The following is a 17,759-nucleotide window of genomic DNA, read 5'->3' on the forward strand; positions in this document are numbered from 1 at the left end:
GTCCCATGGACCCCCGGGACACCGCTGTTCTCCTGCCCCAGCCGTCGGGCAACCACATCGTGGACGGTTCCTTCGACTGCGCCGAGGAGTCGGCTCACTACGCGTTCTCGGTGCAGCTCCTGCTGACCCAGTACGCGACGTTGGTGCCCTGGCAGACCGAGGGTGTCGCGGAGCTCGGCAGCGGTGACGCACGGGCCATCGCCCACGTCGTCCGGGCGGTGCCCGGCTTGCAGGTGCACGGCACCGACATCAGCGCGACGTCGGTCGAGCGGGCCCGGCAGACGATCAGCGGCCTCGGCGTGGCCGACCGCTACGCCGTCGAGCACGGTGACTTCTTCGCCTGGGCCGACTCCCCGAGCGGGCGGGACGTCTCCACGGTGATCGCGAACCCGCCCTACATCCCGGCACCGGATGCCGACATCCTGATGCCCGAGCTGTGGGGCGGCTGGTACGGCAACGACATGGTGCTCCGGCTGCTCAAGGCCGGTTTCGAGCACCTGTTGGTCGCGCTGCCCAGCTACTCCGACCCCGCCGGCACCCTGGCCACGGCCCGCGACCTCGGGTACCAGGTGGCCAACTTCCTGGCGATGGGCCTGGAGTTCGGTGCGTACAGCGGGGAGCCCAAGGTGCGCGAGCACATCGCCGAGCTCACCGCGGAGGGGCGCGGCTGGGCGGGCGAGGACTCCTACGTCGTCGCCGTCGCACTGCTCACCCGGTCACCGGAGCTGCGCCGGGACCGGTCCACCGAGCTGTTGCGCGCGTTGCAGCTGCCCGTCTGAGCTCAGCGCTCGGGGCGCGGGAGCAGGACCGGGGGTTCGGCGCCGGCGACCTCGGTCTCCGGGAAGTCCCCCGGGCGACCGGCCGGGCCGCCGAGCGCGGGCACTTCGTCGTCGACGTACCTCGGTCGGCAGATGCTCCAGCCGGTGGCCAGCAGCAACCCGACGCCGACGTAGACCAGCACGAACATGCCGGTGTAACCGCCGGTGAGGCCCCGCAGCAGGCCGACCAGCAGCGGACCCACCCCGGCCAGTGCGTACCCCCAGCCCTGGGCGACGGTGGAGAGGGCGCTCACCGACTCCGGGGTGCGCCCGCGCAGCCCGAAGAGGGCCAGGATCATCGCGAACGTGCCCATGCCCAGCCCGAGCAGGCAGACCCACAGCCAGGTCAGCGTGAGCGGTGCCAGCAGCAGGCCGGTCCAGCCGGCCAGGTAGCAGGCGACGAAGGCCAGCAGCATCGGCCGCTGCCAGGTCGGCCGGACCGTGCCGAGCGGGACGACGGCGTTGAGCGGGATCACGATCAGCGCGTTCAGCCCGACCAGGAACCCGGCTGCCTCCGCGGACATCCCCTGGTCGCGGAGGTACTGCGCCGTCCAGCCGACGATGACGTAGGCCTGCATCGCCTGCAGGCCGAAGAAGGCCGCCATCGTCCAGGCCAGCCGGCTGCGCCCGAGCGCGCGCAGCCGCACCGCGGCGTGCCCGCCCCGGGAGGCGCCCGGCCGGACCGGGACGGCGAGCCAGGGCAGCGCCGCGACCAGGGCGAACACCGCCCAGATGCCCAGTCCCCAGCGCCAGCCCTCGGCGCCGGCCGCCTCGGCGATCGGCGCGGTGGAGACGCTGGCGACCGCCCCGCCGATCGCCAGCGCCGTGCTGTAGGCGCCCACCAGCAGACCGGTCCGGTCCGGGAACCACCGCTTGACCAGCCCGGGCAGCAGCACGTTGCCCAGCGCCCCGCCGACCATCGTGGCCACGGTGCCGAGCAGGAAGACCCACACGTTCGGCACCGACACCCGCAGCAGCAGTCCGATCGCCATGACCAGCAGGGCCGCGGCCAGCACGTGCCCGTCGCGATACCGGGCGGCCAGCGGCGGGCCCGCGAAGCCGATCAGCGCGAAGCAGATCAACGGCATGCTGGTGATCAGGCCGGCGAGGCCGGAGGAGATGCCGAGACCGCGCTCGATCTCCTCCAGCACCGGGCCGACGCTGTTCACCGCGGTGCGCAGGTTGAACCCGGTCAGCACGATCGCCGTCCCGACCAGGACCAGCCCCTGCCGGGAGGAGGTGCGCGTCGGCGGTGGGGCGGCGGTGCGGGTCACGTCCGCTCATCCTCCTCCCCGAGCCGCCGCCGCCCGGGAGTCGGGTGCTCCTACCCGGTACCGGTGACCGTGACCGGCACCGCGGCCACCTGCTCGGTCGTGCCGTCGCCGGCCACCCGCAGCATCGCCAGGTCGTGGACGCCGTCACCGGCCGGGGCGGCCAGCCGCAGGGTCGGGCTCAGGCACTGGGGCAGCCGGAACGCCGGTCCGGCAGGGGTCTCGGTGTAGCTGACGGTGGTGCCGGCGTCCCCGCGGACCGGTTCGCCGTCCAGGGTCATCACGTAGTCGACGTCCTCGGCCCCGGTCACCCGGAACCGCAGCGGCTGGCCGGCGGTGACGACGCTGCTGGCCACGGCGATCTGCGGGGCGTCGCAGTCGGCGGTGATCGGCACGTCCTCGGCGCCGCGGCCGCCGACGACGGCGAGCACCGACATCGCCACGATCGCGACGGCTAGCCAGGTCCAGTGGCGGCTGCGCCGGATCGTCGGGCGGTCGTCGGCCAGCGCGCGCTCGTCGTTGACGTCGCGGGCGTAGTGCATGCGCGTGCTGCGGGAGGCGGCGGCCCGTTCGGCCTCCCCGCGGCGACGACCGCCGCCGTACGGAGAGCTCATGGTGCCCAGTGTCCCTCCGGCTCGTCCCCCTGCACCGACGACTGTCCCCCCGCACCAGCGCTGGTGCGGGGGGACGGTCGCTGATCAGGTGACCTGATCACTGCTCGCGGCGGCGGCTCAGCTGTGCTGGGTGGCGGCGGAGCCGGTGCCGGCCGGGTCGTCGGGCTCGGTGCCCACGCCGGGGCCGGACTCCGTGCCCGGCGCACCTGCGGGGGCCATCGAGCGGAGCAGGATCTGGCTGACGTCCAGCACCTCGACGTGCGACTTCGCCTCGCCGGCCTGCTGCTTGCTGGTCACCGCGTCCGACAGCATGGTGATGCAGAACGGGCAGGCGGTGGAGATGACGTCCGGGTCCAGCTCGAGCGCCTCCTCGGTGCGCTCGACGTTGATCCGCTTGCCGATCTTCTCCTCCATCCACATCCGCGCGCCGCCGGCGCCGCAGCAGAAGCCGCGGTCCTTGCAGCGGTGCATCTCCTGGGTGGACAGGCCCTTCACGGAGTCGAGGATCTCCCGCGGGGGTGTGTAGACCTTGTTGTGCCGGCCCAGGAAGCACGGGTCGTGGTAGGTGACCTTGCGGTCGATCGGGGTGACCGGGGTCAGCCGCCCCTCCTCGACCAGCTGGCCGAGCAGCTGGGTGTGGTGGACGACGTCGTAGTCGCCGCCCAGCTGCGGGTACTCGCGGTTGATCGAGTTGAAGCAGTGCGGGCAGGTGGCGACGATCTTCCGCCGTCCGGCCGGGCGCTCCTCGAAGACGGCGTTGAGCGTCTCCACGTTCTCCTGCGCCAGCTGCTGGAAGAGGAACTCGTTGCCCATCCGGCGGGCCGGGTCACCCGAGCAGGTCTCCCCGTTGCCCAGGACGGCGAACTCCACGCCGGCGATGTGCAGCAGCTCGGCGACGGCCTTGGTGACCTTCTTGGCGCGGTCGTCGATGGCGCCGGCGCAGCCGACCCAGAACAGGTACTCGACGTCGTCGTCGATCGCGCCCTCGACCTGCCGGACCTCGAAGTCCAGCTCCTTCATCCACTCCTCGCGGACGTTGCCGCCCACGCCCCACGGGTTCCCGCGGTTCTCCAGGTTGCGCATCATCACGCCGGCCTCGGAGGGGAAGGAGGACTCGATCAGCACCTGGTAGCGGCGCATGTCCATGATGTGGTCGACGTGCTCGATGTCGACCGGGCACTGCTCGACGCAGGCGCCGCAGTTGGTGCAGCTCCACAGCACGTCGGGGTCGATGACCCCGCCCTCCTCGAGGGTGCCGACCAGCGGGCGGTGCGCCTGCGCGTCGTTGGTGCCCTCGATCCGGGCGTAGCCGGACGCCCAGACCTGCTCGTCGCTGGGCTTGAGGGTGGAGTAGTCGGCGAAGTCGGGGGCGTTGTCCGACGCCTTCGTCGCGCCGGTCAGGTACGGGGCCTTGGCGTACAGGTGGTCCCGCAGGTCCATGATCACCATCTTCGGCGACAGGGGCTTGCCGGTGTTCCAGGCCGGGCACTGGCTCTGGCACCGCCCGCACTCGGTGCAGGTGGTGAAGTCCAGCATCCCCTTCCAGGTGAAGTCCTCGATCTTGCCGCGACCGAAGACGTCGTCCTCGCCGGGGTCCTCGAAGTCGATCGGCTTGCCGCCCGAGGTCATCGCCGGCAGCGGGCCCAGGGCCTGGCTGCCGTCGTCCTCACGCTTGAAGTAGATGTTGAAGAAGGCGCTGAACCGGTGCCACGCGACGCCCATGTTGAGCACCCGGGAGATGGTGATCAGCCAGCCCAGGCTCACCACGATCTTCACGAACGCGACGACCGACAGCAGGTCGGGGCTGGCCGGGACGACGTTCGCCAGCAGGCCGGAGACCGGGTGCGACCAGGCCGGCGCGTCGGTGAGGTCGGCGGCGACCTTGATCGCGCGGATCAGCAGGATGCAGATGCCGATGGTCAGGACGACGGCCTCGACGAAGTAGCCGCGCCCCTCGTTCGACCCGGCGAACCGGCTGGCCCGGCCCTGCCGGCGCGGGTGGTCGAGCTGGCGCCGGACGATCAGGTACAGGATGCCGAGCACCGTGGCCGCGCCGATCAGGTCGACGAAGAGGTTCCACAGCGCCCACTCGCCGATCAGCGGGAGGTGCCACTCCGGGTTGAAGACCTCCCCGAACGCCTCGACGAGGGTGAGGAAGAGGCCGTAGAACCCGATGAAGACGAACCAGTGGGCGGCGCCGATGGCCGACCACTTGAGCATCCGGGTGTGCCCCAGCGACTCGACCGCCAACGTCTTCAGCCGCGGGCCGACCGGGCCGGAGCGGGTCGGGTCGGGCTGTCCGGTGCGGAAGATCCGCAGCATCGCGCGGACGGCCTTGGTGGCGTAGACCACCGAGACGACCAGCAGGATCACGGCCAGCGTGCCGAGGACGATCTGCAACGGGCCCATGAGCTCCCTCTCGTGCGTGCGCGGGCGTCGTCGCCCACCCGGCACGGACACTAACCGGGCGCCCACAGGCTACCCGCGGGTAACCCCCAGCCCCGCCCACGACGGCGTCGCCGCGGCGCCCCGCCGGCCGAGCCCACCAGCTCTGGGATCAGGTCACCTGGTCACGTGGGCACCTACCGGGTGGCCGGCCGCGCGGTAGGTGCCCACCACGCGAGGTAGGACGTCGCCGTCCACATCTCGTCCTGCCGTCCACAGCTGGACCGCGAGGCCGCCTCGGGCTCGGTCGCGGGGTGACCCTCGACGAGTGCTCCCGGTCCTCGACGAGATCGCCGCGCGCCAGTTCGGCGTCTTCACCTCCGCCCAGGCGCTCGCTGCCGGCCACTCCCGCGACGAGGTGCGCACGCTGTTGCGCACGGGTGCGTGGAGCCGGCGACGTCGCGGGGTCTACTGCGCCGGCGACGTGGCGGCCCGCGCCGCAGGCGACCCACGGCTCGCCCACCTGCTCGACGTCGCCGCCGTCCTGGTCGCCCTACCGCGGCGCCCGGCGGTCAGCCACGCATCGGCGGCGGCCGTGCACGGGTTGCTCGTCCCGCGCCGGGGGCTGACCGAGGTGCGGCTCACGGACCCGTACAACTGGCGCGTGGGCCGCGGCTACCGGGTCTCCCAGGGTGGCCTGCCCGCCCGTGCGGTGGCCGACTGGGGACCCTTCTCGGTCACCGCCGTCGCCCGGACGTTGGTCGACTGTGCGCGGGAGTGGGAGCTCGTCGACGCGGTCGTCGCCCTGGACGACGCGCTCCACCGGGGTCTCACCGATCCCCTGCTCCTCCGCGAGGCGGTGGCCGGTGCGCGCCACTGGGAGGGTTCGGCCCGCGCTGCCCGGGCGGTGCGGTTGGCCGACGGTCGCGCGGAGTCGCCGCTGGAGAGCGCTGGTCGGGTCCAGATCGTCACCAGCGGGCTCCCGGTGCCCGAGCTGCAGGTCGAGCTGTGGGACGACGAGGGCTTCATCGGCCGCGTCGACGGGTGGTACGACGACGCGGCGGTCGCTCTCGAGTTCGACGGTGCGGTCAAGTACCTGGACCCGCGCGGCGGGCGCTCGCCCGGTGAGGTGCTCTGGCAGGAGAAGCGACGAGAGGACCGGATGCGGGCCGCCGGCGCACGCCCGGTGCGGATCGCGAAGGCGGACCTCGGGGCCCCGTGGTCTGGCGTCCGCGGCCGGCTGCGGACCCTGCTGCTCACTCCGTACGTGGGACCGCGCGGGTTCCGGGTGGTGCGCCGTCCCGGCCTGACCGGCTGAGGTCGACGTCCTACCTGACCGTGTGGGCACCTACCGAACGGTCGGCCGCGGGGTAGGTGCCCACATGACCAGGTGACCTGATCCCGGTGCAACGGGGGCGCGACGGTGACGGCGCGGCGACGGCGCCCGGTCGATGAGGGGCGTGTCACGAGGTCGGCCCCTGGGAACACAGCCGCCACCCCTGCCGTTAGGCTGGCCAGGAAAGTTGAGCGGACCAGGCGCAAGGCCCATCGATGGACGGTGCCGGCCCTCGACTCCAGACCAGCACCATCCCGTCAGCAACGCTAGGAGAGGCCTTCCATGGCACGAGCAGTCGGAATCGACCTCGGCACCACGAACTCCGTCGTCGCGGTCCTCGAGGGCGGCGAGCCCACCGTCATCGCCAACTCCGAGGGTGCGCGCACCACTCCCTCGGTCGTCGCGTTCGCCAAGAACGGCGAGGTCCTGGTCGGCCAGTCGGCCAAGAACCAGGCGGTCACCAACGTCGACCGCACGATCCGCAGCGTCAAGCGCGAGATCGGCACCACCTGGAAGACCGGCGACATCGACGGCAAGCAGTACACCCCGCAGGAGATCAGCGCGCGGGTGCTGCAGAAGCTCAAGCGCGACGCCGAGACCTACCTGGGCGAGCCGGTCACCGAGGCCGTCATCACCGTCCCCGCCTACTTCGAGGACGCCCAGCGCCAGGCCACCAAGGAGGCCGGTGAGATCGCCGGCCTCAACGTGCTGCGCATCGTCAACGAGCCCACCGCCGCGGCCCTGGCCTACGGCCTGGACAAGGGCGAGACCGAGCAGACCATCCTGGTCTTCGACCTCGGCGGCGGCACCTTCGACGTCAGCCTGCTGGAGATCGGCGACGGCGTCATCGAGGTCAAGTCCACCGCCGGTGACAACAAGCTCGGTGGCGACGACTGGGACGAGCGGGTCGTCAAGCACCTCGTGCAGACCTTCAACGCCCAGTCCGGCATCGACCTGGCCAAGGACAAGCTGGCCATGCAGCGTCTGCGTGAGGCCGCTGAGAAGGCCAAGATCGAGCTGTCCGGCGCGCAGTCGACGAACGTGAACCTGCCCTACATCACGGCCGGCGCCGACGGCCCGATGCACCTGGACGTCACGATCACCCGCGCCGAGTTCCAGCGGCTGACCCAGGACCTGCTGGACCGCACCAAGGCCCCGTTCAACCAGGCGATCCGCGACGCCGGCGTCAAGGTCGGCGACATCGACCACGTCGTCCTGGTGGGTGGCTCGACCCGGATGCCGGCCGTCACCGAGCTCGTCCGTGAGCTGACCGGCGGCAAGGAGCCCAACAAGGGCGTCAACCCCGACGAGGTCGTCGCCGTGGGTGCCGCGCTGCAGGCCGGCGTGCTCCGCGGTGAGGTCAAGGACGTCCTGCTGCTCGACGTCACCCCGCTCTCCCTGGGCATCGAGACCAAGGGCGGGATCATGACCAAGCTCATCGAGCGCAACACCACGATCCCGACGAAGCGCTCGGAGATCTTCACGACGGCCGACGACAACCAGCCGAGCGTGCAGATCCAGGTCTTCCAGGGCGAGCGCGAGATGGCGTCCTACAACAAGAAGCTCGGCATGTTCGAGCTGACCGGTCTGCCGCCGGCGCCCCGCGGCGTCCCGCAGATCGAGGTCGCCTTCGACATCGACGCCAACGGCATCGTGCACGTCCACGCGAAGGACCTCGGCACGGGCAAGGAGCAGTCGATGACCATCACCGGCGGCTCGGCCCTGCCCAAGGACGACATCGCCCGGATGATGGCCGACGCCGAGGCGCACGCCGAGGAGGACAAGAAGCGCCGCGACGAGGCCGAGACCCGCAACCTCGCCGAGTCGCTGCAGTACCAGACCGAGAAGTTCCTGGCCGAGAACGGCGACAAGATCCCGGCCGAGAAGAAGGAAGAGCTCGGCGAGGCGCTGACCGAGCTCCGGTCGTCCCTCGGTGGGTCGGACATCGCCGCGATCAAGACCGCGCAGGAGAAGGTCGCCCGCATCTCCCAGGAGGTCGGTGGGGCCCTCTACGCCCAGGCGCAGGCCGACGGGGCCACCGACGGTGCGGCAGGTGGCGCCGGCTTCGACGGCGGCACCGATGCCACCGGTGCGACCTCGACCGGGGCCACTGGGGACGACGACGTCGTCGACGCCGAGATCGTGGACGACGAGTCCGACAAGCGCTGACCTCACCGTCGACGCGCAGCTGCACCGGCCCGGGTGACCGGGCCGGTGCACCGAGCGGGAGACGATGAGCCAGCAGGACGAGCAGGCGCCGCGGGTCGTCATCCGTGACGAGCGGCGCATCGACCCGACCAGCGGCACGGTCCGTGTGCCGGCCGGTGACGAGCCGGCCGGTGCCACGCCGGAGCAGGGAGAACACATGAGCGAGCACGAGAACGACACGAGTGGCTCCGGGAACGGAGCGGGCCCGGTCGTCGAACCGCCGGTGACCGGCGGGATCGAGAGCGGGGCCGACGACACCGCGCGGCAGCTGGCCGAGCGGACCGAGGACCTGCAGCGGGTCACCGCCGAGTACGCCAACTACCGGCGCCGGGTTGAGCGTGACCGGGTGCTCGTCGTCGACCAGGCGGCCGAGCGCTTCGCCGGCCAGCTGTTCCCGATCGTCGACGACATCGAGCGCGCCCGGGACCACGGCGACCTCACCGGCGCCTTCAAGGTCGTCGCCGACCGGGTGCTGGGGCTGCTCGACGGCCTCGGGGTCACCTCGTTCGGCAAGCCGGGCGACCCGTTCGACCCGGCCCTCCACGAGGCGGTCCTGCACGACACCTCCCCGGAGGTGAGCGAGCCGACCGCCACCACGGTGCTGCGGCCGGGCTTCCAGCGCGGTGACCGGGTGCTGCGCACCGCGATGGTCGGCGTGAGCGAGCCGGAGGCCCCGGCCGCACCTGCTGCGGCTGCGGGACCGGAGGTCGTGGACGCCGAGGTGGTCGACACCGCCGCGGACGCCGATCAGTCGGGCTCCGGCCCGGCCGCCGGCTGAGCCCGACCCCCCGGCCGGTCCGGCCTCCGTCTCCCGGAGGCCGGCCCGGCCCGTCCCCCGCCCAGCAGAGAGGAGGCGCCCGATGAGCAGCACCCGGGACTTCATCGAGAAGGACTACTACGCGGCCCTGGGCGTCGCCAAGGACGCCGACGCCGCCGCCATCAAGAAGGCCTACCGACAGCTGGCCCGTGAGCTGCACCCGGACAAGAACCCGGGCAACTCGCAGGCCGAGACCCGCTTCAAGGAGGTCTCGGAGGCCTACGACGTCCTGTCGGACCCGAAGCGGCGGGCGGAGTACGACGACGCGCGCCGGCTCTTCGGTGCTGGTGGCTTCCGGCCCGGCGCCGGTGCGCCCGGCGGGTTCCCCGGTGGCTTCCCCGGCGGGGGCGGTGCCGGCGCGGGCCAGCCGTTCGACCTCGGCGACCTCTTCGGCGGCGCGTCCGGCGCCCCCGGCGCCGGCGGGCGGGCCGGTGGCCTGGGCGACATCTTCGGCGGCCTGTTCACCGGCGGCGCCACGAGCCCGGGTGGCTCCGCGCGCGGCCGCAGCCAGGCCGCATCCGGTCCGGCCCGAGGTCAGGACGTAGAGACGGAGGCCACCCTCGCCTTCGACGAGGCCGTGCTCGGCGTGACCGTGCCGCTGCGGATGCAGAGCCCGGGCACCTGCCCGACCTGCGCCGGCAGCGGTGCCCGCCCGGGCACCAGCCCGCACACCTGCCCGGTCTGCAACGGCGCGGGCGTCACCAGCCGCAGCCAGGGCGCGTTCGCCTTCTCCGAGCCGTGCAAGGAGTGCCGCGGCACCGGCTCGGTGGTCGACGACCCCTGCCCGGAGTGCAAGGGCGGCGGGGTCACCACCCAGACCCGCACCATCACCGTGCGCATCCCGGCCGGGGTCAAGGACGGGCAGCGCATCCGGTTGCCCGGCAAGGGCGCCCCCGGGCGACGCGGTGGCCCGGCGGGCGACCTGTTCGTCGTCGTCCACGTCAGCGGCTCGGAGCTCTTCGGGCGCAGCGGCAACGACCTCACCCTCACCGTGCCGGTCTCCTTCGCCGAGGCGGCGCTGGGCACCACGCTCACCGTGCCCACCCTGGACGGGTCGGTGTCGCTGAAGGTCCCGGCCGGCACCTCCAGCGGCCGCACCTTCCGGGTCCGCGGGCGCGGCGTGCCGGCCAAGGGCACGACCGGCGACCTGCTGGTCACCGTGGAGGTCGCCGTCCCCAGTCGGTTGACCCCGGGTGCCCGGGAGGCGATCGAGAAGCTCGCCGCCGAGCTGCCCGACGACCCGCGACCGGAGGTCACGGCCGCGCTGCGGAACGGAGCGGCGCGATGACGCTCCCCGACCCCGGCCGCTCCTTCGCCGAGGACGCCCCGGTCTTCGTCATCTCCGTCGCCGCCGAGCTGGCCGGCATGCACGCCCAGACGCTGCGGCAGTACGACCGGCTCGGCCTCGTGAGCCCCGGTCGCACGGCCGGCGGGGGCCGCCGGTACAGCCCGCGGGACGTCGCGCTGCTGCGCGAGGTGCAGCGGCTGAGTCAGGAGGACGGCGTCAACCTGGCCGGGATCAAGCGGATCATCGAGCTGGAGTCCCGGGTCGAGGCGCTGCAGGCACGGGTGGCCGAGTTGCTCGACGAGCTGGAGCTCTCCGAGGCCCACCGGATCGCGGCCGAGTCCGCGGTGGCGGCGGCCTACCGCCGGGACCTGGTGCCCCGCACGTCCAGTTCTGCCCTGGTGGTGTGGCGGCCGACAGGCCGGCAGTGACGCGTTTCGGGAACGCCGAGTCCGCCTCGGACGTGGAGAACGGTGTGACCGTCGACAGCGCAGCTCGCGCCACCCCGGACGGAGCCGACGTGGACAGCGCCGCGCAGGACCCGCATGCCGCCTACGTCGCGCTCGAACGCGAGGTGGCCCTGCTGCTCCGCCGAGCTCGGGCCATCTCCGGCCGGTTGGGTGGCCAGCTGCACCAGGACCTCGACGGCGCGGCGTACGGCCTGCTGGTGCTGCTGGACGACGCCGGCCCGCTGCGGGCCAGTGACGTGGTCGCGCGGCTCGGGCTGGACAAGAGCACGGTCAGCCGTCAGGTGTCCTCGCTCGTCGACCTCGGCCTGGTCGACCGGGTCGCCGACCCCGACGACGGCCGAGCCCAGGTGCTGTCGACGTCCGAGGAGGGGCACCGGCGGCTCAGCCGGCTGCGCGATGCACGTCGGGCGCGCTGGGAGGCCGACCTCGCCGACTGGGAGACCTCCGACGTCGCGACCCTCGCCCTGCTGCTGGGCCGGCTGAACCGGCTCGGCGAGGCGCACGAGGCCGAGGTCACCGGCCAGACCGACTGAACGCCGAACGGCCCGCCCCAACCGGGGCGGGCCGTTCGTCAGTGCTGCGGGCCGAGGGTGCTGACCGGGAGACCCCGGATCGAGGCGTCGATGACCTCGATGGTGTGGGCCAGGCCGATCCGGGTGCCCTGCCGTTCCAGCGAGGACGAGACCTGCATCAGGCACCCGGGGTTCGCGGTCACCAGCAGCTGGGCCCCCGTGCCGGCGATGTTGCGGGCCTTGCGGTCGCCCAGCTCGCGGGCGGGCTCGGGGTTCAGCACGTTCCAGATCCCGGCCGAGCCGCAGCAGACCTCGGCCTCCGCGATCTCCTTCACCTGCAGGCCGGGGATCTCCCGCAGCAGGCTGCGCGGCTGGCTCCGGATGCCCTGCGCGTGCCCGAGGTGGCAGGCGTCGTGGTAGGCCACGGTGACCTCCAGCGGGTGCCGCGGGGCGACGCTGCCGAGGTCGGCGAGGAACTCCGAGACGTCCCGGACCTTGGCGGAGAAGGCCTTCGCCCGCTCGGCGTAGTCCGGGTCGTCGGCGAGGACGTCGGCGTACTCCTTCATGCTGGAGCCGCAGCCGGCCGCGTTGACCACGACCGTGTCGACGCCGGCGGCCTCGAACGCGTCGATGGTGGAGCGGGCGAAGGACTCCGCCTCCTGCTGGCGGCCGTTGTGCACCGACAGCGCGCCGCAGCAGCCCTGCTTGCGGGGGATGATCACGTCGCAGCCCTCGGCGGCGAGGACCCGCGCGGTGGCGGCGTTCACGCCGGGGAAGAACTCGCCCTGCACGCAGCCGGTCAGCATGCCCACCACGGCCCGCCGGGTGCCGGTGGCCGGCACGCGCTCGGGCAGCTTCTCCCGCTTCTCCAGCACCGGCGCCAGGCCCTCCATGGCGGCCAGCTTCGGTGCGAGCCGGTCCAGCAGCCCGCTCTTGCGCACGACGCTCGGCAGCCCGCTGGCCTGGTAGGCCCGCAGCGGACCGCGCAGCGCCCGCAGCCGCTTCTTGTAGGGGAAGAGGGCGAAGATCGCCGCACGCATCGCCCGGTCGCCCGGGCTGCGCGTGTGGTGCCGCTCCACCTGGACGCGCGTGGCCTCGATGAGCTTGTCGTACTGGACGCCGGAGGGGCAGGCGGTCACGCAGGCCATGCAGCCCAGGCAGGCGTCGAAGTGCTGCACCATCGTGTCGCTGAGCGGCGCGCCCTGCAGCCCGGCCTTCATCAGGTCGATGCGGCCGCGCGGGGAGTCCATCTCCTCGCCCCACAGCGTGTACGTGGGGCAGGTGGGCAGGCAGAACCCGCAGTGCACGCAGTCGCTGATCAGCTCCGCCGAGGGCGGGTGGTCGTCGTCGAAGGCGGGGCGCACGGTCGGGGTGCCCACGGGCACGGGGCCGGCGGCAAGTGCGCCGGCCTTGTCCGGGTCGCTCTGCGGCTCGTCGGAACGGGCGCGGGTGGACTCGACCATTAGATGCCTCCGACGAACCGGCCGGGCGCCAGGCGGCGCTCGGGGTCGAACTGTTCCTTCACACGGCGCATCAGGTCGATCGCCGGCACCGGGCCCCACGTGTCGACCGCCGTCTTGACCGCCGGGGGACCGTCGAGGACGACGAGCGAGCCGCCGTGCTCGGTGCAGACCGCCCGGGTCCGGGTGACCACGTCGGCCAGCGCCTCCACCGGGGCGTCGGCGCCCAGCGCGGCGTAGAGCACTCCGGCGCCGCCGGAGCCGCGCACCGTGAGGGCGATCCCGGCGTCCTCCGCGGCCCGGCGGGCGGCGGTGAGCACCGGTGCCAGCCCGGACAGCGCGCAGGTGAGCTTCAGGCCGGTCGACCCGGGCTCCTCGGTCCACGGCAGCACGCCCCAGCCGGCGGGTGCGTCCTCGGCGGCGGACGCGCCGTCGCCCAGCAGCTGCCGGGTGCTCGCCGTCCGGGCCTCGACGCCGGCCGGGGTGCCCTCCAGCAGGACGCCGACCGTGCCGGCACCGTCGACGCGCCACTCCACCTCGACGGCGGCCGGCACGACCTGCGCGTGCACCACCGACTGGACCAGCCGGGAGGCGTCCTCGGGAGTGCCGAACGGGACAGAGACGAACCGGCGGGCGGCCGGCACGGGGTGCAGCCGGAACACCGCCCGGGTGACGACGACGAGGGTGCCGAACGAGCCGATGACCAGCTTGCCCAGGTCGTAGCCGGCCACGTTCTTGACGACCCGGCCACCGGCCTTGGCGACCACGCCGTCGGCGCGCACCACGGTCACGCCGATCAGCAGGTCGCGGGCGGTGCCGACGGCGACCCGACCGGGACCGCTGGCGTTGGTGGCCAGCATGCCGCCGACCGTGCCGCCGGCGATCGGCTCGTCCAGGGCGAGTCGCTGCCCGGCCGAGCTCGCGGTCTGCTGGACGTCGGAGAGCAGCGCGCCGGCCTCGGTGTCGACGATGAGGTCGCCGGCGGCGTGGTCGAGCACCCGGTTCATCCGGCTGAGGTCCAGCACCACGTCGGCGGACTCCGGCGGCCGGCCCCAGGTGAGCTTGGTGCCCTGGCCGCGCGGGACGACGGTGAGCCCGGCGGCCGCGGCGGCGCGCAGGACGGCGGCGGTCTCCTCGGTGGAGCCGGGCCGGGCGACGAGTGCGGCGGGCACCCCGTCGACGGCGTCGGCGGGCGTGGCGTCGGTGATCTCCCCGCAGGCGTCGGCGAGGGCGGTACGGGCGCTGTCGAGGTCGACGGTGGTCATCAGAACGCGTCCGCCAGACCGGCCTCGACCAGCGGGTGCGCCTTCTTCCGCTTGCCGGGCACCTCGCCGCAGAGCCGCGGGGTCGGGAAGACCTTGCCCGGGTTGGAGATGTTGCCCGGGTCGAAGGCGCACCGGACCAGCTGCATGGTGTCCAGGTCGTCGTCGGTGAACATCTTCGGCATGTAGGCGGCCTTGTCCACGCCCACCCCGTGCTCGCCGGTGATCGCCCCGCCGTGGGTGATGCAGAGGTCCAGGATCGCGCCGCTGACCTTCTCCGCGGCCTCGCCGGCGCCCTCCTTCTCTCCGTCGAAGAGCACCAGCGGGTGCAGGTTGCCGTCGCCGGCGTGGAAGACGTTGGCCACCCGGACGCCGGAGGACTCCGACAGCTCGGCGATCGCCCGGAGCACCTCGGGCAGCGCGGTCCGCGGGATCACGCCGTCCTGCACGATGTAGTCGGGGCTGATCCGGCCCACCGCGGCGAAGGCGGACTTGCGGCCGCGCCAGATCAGCGCGCGCTCCATGGCGTCGGTGGCCAGCCGCAGCTCGAAGGAGCCGTTCTCCTGGCAGAACCGCTCGACCAGGGCGTACTCGTGCTCGACCTCGGCCGAGGCGCCGTCGAGCTCGATGACCAGCACCGCGCCGGCGCCGTCCGGGTAGTTGCAGTGCACGGCGGCCTCGGCGGCCTCGATGGCCAGCGCGTCCATCATCTCGATCGCGGCGGGCAGGACGCCCGCGCTGATGATCGCCGAGGTGGCGGCGCCGGCGTCGTCGGTGGTGTGGAACCCGACGAGCAGGGTGCGGACCTCCTCGGGCAGCCGCACCAGCCGGACGGTGGCGGTGGTGGCGATGCCGAGGGTGCCCTCGGAGCCGACGACGGTGCCGAGCAGGTCGTAGCCGGGGGAGTCCGGCGCCAGGCCGCCCAGCTGCACGACGTCGCCCTGCGGGGTGATCAGCTCGGTGCCGAGTACGTGGTTGCTGGTGAACCCGTACTTCAGGCAGTGCGCGCCGCCGGAGTTCTCGGCCAGGTTGCCGCCGATGGAGCAGATCTGCTGGCTGCTGGGGTCGGGGGCGTAGTAGTAGCCCTCCGGGGTGGCGGCCCTGGTGACGTCGAGGTTGATCACGCCGGGCTCCACGATCGCGCGCTGGTCGGCGCGGCGGACCTCGTGGATGGTGCGCATCCGGGAGGTGACCAGCAGGACGCCGTCGGCCCGGGGGAGTGCACCGCCGGACAGCCCGGTGCCCGAGCCGCGGGCGACGAACGGGACGCCGTGCTCCGAGCAGGCCTTGACCACCGCGGCCAGCTGCTCGGTCGTCTCCGGGAGGACCACCAGTGCGGGGGTGACCCGGTAGTGGGCCAGGCCGTCGCACTCGTAGGTGCGCAGCTGGGTCGGGTCGGCGATCACCCCGGTCTCGGGCATCAGCTCGCGGGCCACCCGGCCCACGGCCGCGATGCCCGCGGCGTTGTCCCCTGCCTCACCGGTGGCCGACGTGGCCTCGGGTGGGGTGTCGCCGAGGACCGGGCCGGCCGTCGTCTCGGTGCCGTGCATGCCGCTCATGAGGTTCCGCCTTCGTTGCCGGACCTGCTGTGACGTGCGATCTGGTGCGGTCCCCGCTGACCACCGAAATGGCCATTTCGGTGGTCAGCGGGGGTGTGCCCCTGGGGGCCAAAATAGCGACTTTGGCCCCCAGGGGCGGAGATCAGGGCATGCGCTCGTAGGCCGGGACGGTCAGGAAGTCGTTGTACTCGTCGCCCAGGGCCATCTCGGTGAAGAGCGCACGGGCATCGTCCCATCGGCCGGAGGAGTACGCATCTCCCTTGGCCTCGGCGATGGCGGCCATCTCCTCCTCGATCACCCGCTGCACGAGCTCGGTGGTGACCTGCTGGCCGTCGTTGAGCGACACCCCGTTGTGCAGCCACTGCCAGACCTGGCTGCGGCTGATCTCGGCGGTGGCGGCGTCCTCCATCAGGCCGTTGATGCCGGCGGCACCCGAGCCGCGCAGCCAGGACTCCACGTACTGGATGCCGACGCTGACGTTGGCCCGGAGGCCCGCCTCGGTGACCTCGCCCGGGGTGGCCTTCACGTTGAGCAGGTCGGCCGCGCTGACCGACACGTCCTCACGCAGCTTGTCCAGCTGGTTCGGCCGCTCGCCGAGCACCTTGTCGAAGGCGTCCATCGCGGTCTGGACCATGCCCGGGTGGGCCACCCAGGAGCCGTCGAAGCCGTCGTTGGCCTCGCGGCTCTTGTCCTCGGTGATCTTGTTGAACGCGAACTCGTTCTTCTCCGGGTCCTTGCTCGGGATGAACGCGGACATGCCGCCCATCGCGTGCGCGCCGCGCTTGTGGCAGGTGCGCACCAGCAGCTCTGTGTAGGCCCGCATGAACGGCACGGTCATCGTGATCGAGTTCCGGTCGGGGAGGGTGAAGTCCTCACCGCGGGTGCGGAACGTCTTGATCACGCTGAAGAGGTAGTCCCAGCGGCCGGCGTTGAGGCCGGAAGAGTGCTCGCGCAGCTCGTAGAGGATCTCCTCCATCTCGAAGGCCGCCGGGTAGGTCTCGATCAGGCAGGTGGCCCGGATGGTGCCGCGCGGGATGCCCAGCTGGTCCTGCGCGAGGTTGAAGGCGTCGTTCCAGAGCCGCGCCTCGAGGTGGCTCTCCATCTTCGGCAGGTAGAAGTACGGGCCCTGACCGCGGTCGATCTGCTTCTGCCCGCAGGCGGAGAGGTAGAGCGCGAAGTCGACCAGGCTGCCCGAGGTCTGCTCACCGTCGACGGTGATGTGCTTCTCCGGCAGGTGCCAGCCGCGGGGGCGGACGATGATCGTGGGCAGCTCGTCGTCCGGCTTGAGCTCGTAGCTCTTGCCCTGCGGGCTGGTGAAGTCGATGGTGCGGTCGATCGAGTCCATCAGGTTGAGCGGACCGTTGACGACGTTCTCCCACAGCGGGGAGTTCGCGTCCTCCTGGTCGGCCAGCCAGCACTTCGCGCCGGAGTTGAGCGCGTTGATGGTCATCTTGCGGTCGGTCGGGCCGGTCATCTCCACCCGGCGGTCGACCAGGCCGGGGGCCGGCGGGGCCACCCGCCAGGAGTCGTCCTCGCGGACCGAGGCCGTCTCCGGCAGGAAGTCCAGCGTGCCGCCGTCGGCGAGTGCCTGCACCCGCTCCGTGCGGGCCTGCAGCCGCTCCAGCCGGCGGCCGTTGAACTCGCGGTGCAGCAGCGCGATGAGCTCCAGAGCCTGAGGCGTCAGGACCTCGTCGAACCGCGGGCCCATCGGGCCGGTGATCTCCACGCCGTCGACGGTGCTCATTGCTCTCCCTGGGGGTCG

14 protein-coding genes are annotated in these 17,759 nt (G+C 72.7%); 7 read left to right on the top strand and 7 right to left on the bottom strand.

The window, feature by feature from the left end; translation table 11 throughout:
- Nucleotides 1–5 precede the first annotated feature (5 nt).
- Nucleotides 6–779 (top strand): methyltransferase domain-containing protein, encoded by a 774-nt coding sequence (locus IN07_RS13040; protein ID WP_036336333.1) that lies wholly within the window; start codon nucleotides 6–8, stop codon nucleotides 777–779.
- A gap of 2 nt (nucleotides 780–781) precedes the next feature.
- Here IN07_RS13040 and IN07_RS13045 read toward each other — a convergent pair whose 3' ends face one another.
- The 3 genes from IN07_RS13045 to IN07_RS13055 all read right to left on the bottom strand — a co-directional run bounded on the left by IN07_RS13045 (nucleotide 782) and on the right by IN07_RS13055 (nucleotide 5,112).
- The gene (locus IN07_RS13045; RefSeq protein WP_036336334.1) at nucleotides 782–2,092 is read right to left on the bottom strand and encodes a CynX/NimT family MFS transporter; all 1,311 of its coding nucleotides are present in this window, start codon (nucleotides 2,090–2,092) and stop codon (nucleotides 782–784) included.
- Between the two features lie 50 nt (nucleotides 2,093–2,142).
- Nucleotides 2,143–2,703 (bottom strand): hypothetical protein, encoded by a 561-nt coding sequence (locus tag IN07_RS13050; RefSeq protein WP_036336335.1) that lies wholly within the window; start codon nucleotides 2,701–2,703, stop codon nucleotides 2,143–2,145.
- Between the two features lie 117 nt (nucleotides 2,704–2,820).
- Nucleotides 2,821–5,112, bottom strand: a complete 2,292-nt coding sequence (locus tag IN07_RS13055; RefSeq protein ID WP_052091229.1) for a (Fe-S)-binding protein — start codon at nucleotides 5,110–5,112, stop codon at nucleotides 2,821–2,823.
- Nucleotides 5,113–5,416: 304 nt separating this feature from the next.
- On the opposite strand from IN07_RS13055, the gene IN07_RS13060 reads away from it, so the two are divergent.
- From IN07_RS13060 to IN07_RS13085, 6 genes are all read left to right on the top strand, one after another.
- Nucleotides 5,417–6,406: a type IV toxin-antitoxin system AbiEi family antitoxin domain-containing protein gene (locus IN07_RS13060; protein WP_036336336.1), complete on the top strand. Its 990-nt coding sequence runs from the start codon at nucleotides 5,417–5,419 to the stop codon at nucleotides 6,404–6,406.
- Between the two features lie 300 nt (nucleotides 6,407–6,706).
- The gene (gene dnaK / locus IN07_RS13065) at nucleotides 6,707–8,593 is read left to right on the top strand and encodes a molecular chaperone DnaK (protein WP_036336337.1); all 1,887 of its coding nucleotides are present in this window, start codon (nucleotides 6,707–6,709) and stop codon (nucleotides 8,591–8,593) included.
- A gap of 64 nt (nucleotides 8,594–8,657) precedes the next feature.
- Nucleotides 8,658–9,410: a nucleotide exchange factor GrpE gene (gene grpE, locus IN07_RS13070; RefSeq protein WP_036336338.1), complete on the top strand. Its 753-nt coding sequence runs from the start codon at nucleotides 8,658–8,660 to the stop codon at nucleotides 9,408–9,410.
- Between the two features lie 82 nt (nucleotides 9,411–9,492).
- Nucleotides 9,493–10,737 carry a molecular chaperone DnaJ gene (dnaJ, locus tag IN07_RS13075; RefSeq protein WP_036336339.1) on the top strand — a complete coding sequence of 415 codons (1,245 nt, stop codon included), beginning with the start codon at nucleotides 9,493–9,495 and terminating at the stop codon, nucleotides 10,735–10,737.
- A complete protein-coding gene (locus IN07_RS13080; protein WP_036336340.1) occupies nucleotides 10,734–11,165 on the top strand; it encodes a heat shock protein transcriptional repressor HspR in 432 nt (143 codons plus the stop codon). Before dnaJ ends, IN07_RS13080 begins: the two co-directional genes overlap by 4 nt.
- A gap of 44 nt (nucleotides 11,166–11,209) precedes the next feature.
- The gene (locus IN07_RS13085; protein WP_231558300.1) at nucleotides 11,210–11,737 is read left to right on the top strand and encodes a MarR family winged helix-turn-helix transcriptional regulator; all 528 of its coding nucleotides are present in this window, start codon (nucleotides 11,210–11,212) and stop codon (nucleotides 11,735–11,737) included.
- 38 nt (nucleotides 11,738–11,775) lie between these two features.
- Here IN07_RS13085 and IN07_RS13090 read toward each other — a convergent pair whose 3' ends face one another.
- The 4 genes from IN07_RS13090 to aceB form a co-directional block, all read right to left on the bottom strand.
- Entirely contained in the window at nucleotides 11,776–13,179 is a 1,404-nt protein-coding gene (locus IN07_RS13090; protein ID WP_081975386.1) for a (Fe-S)-binding protein, read from the bottom strand.
- Entirely contained in the window at nucleotides 13,179–14,441 is a 1,263-nt protein-coding gene (locus IN07_RS13095; RefSeq protein WP_036336341.1) for an FAD-binding oxidoreductase, read from the bottom strand. Before IN07_RS13095 ends, IN07_RS13090 begins: the two co-directional genes overlap by 1 nt.
- Complete coding sequence (locus tag IN07_RS13100) at nucleotides 14,441–15,997, bottom strand: FAD-linked oxidase C-terminal domain-containing protein (protein WP_197058473.1); 1,557 nt, start codon at nucleotides 15,995–15,997, stop codon at nucleotides 14,441–14,443. The genes IN07_RS13095 and IN07_RS13100 overlap by 1 nt, the downstream gene beginning before the upstream one ends.
- 142 nt (nucleotides 15,998–16,139) lie before the next feature.
- Nucleotides 16,140–17,741 (bottom strand): malate synthase A, encoded by a 1,602-nt coding sequence (gene aceB / locus IN07_RS13105; protein ID WP_036336342.1) that lies wholly within the window; start codon nucleotides 17,739–17,741, stop codon nucleotides 16,140–16,142.
- Between the last annotated feature and the right edge of the window lie 18 nt (nucleotides 17,742–17,759).

The sequence above is a fragment of the Modestobacter caceresii genome (assembly GCF_000761485.1).
Classification (GTDB): domain Bacteria; phylum Actinomycetota; class Actinomycetes; order Mycobacteriales; family Geodermatophilaceae; genus Modestobacter; species Modestobacter caceresii.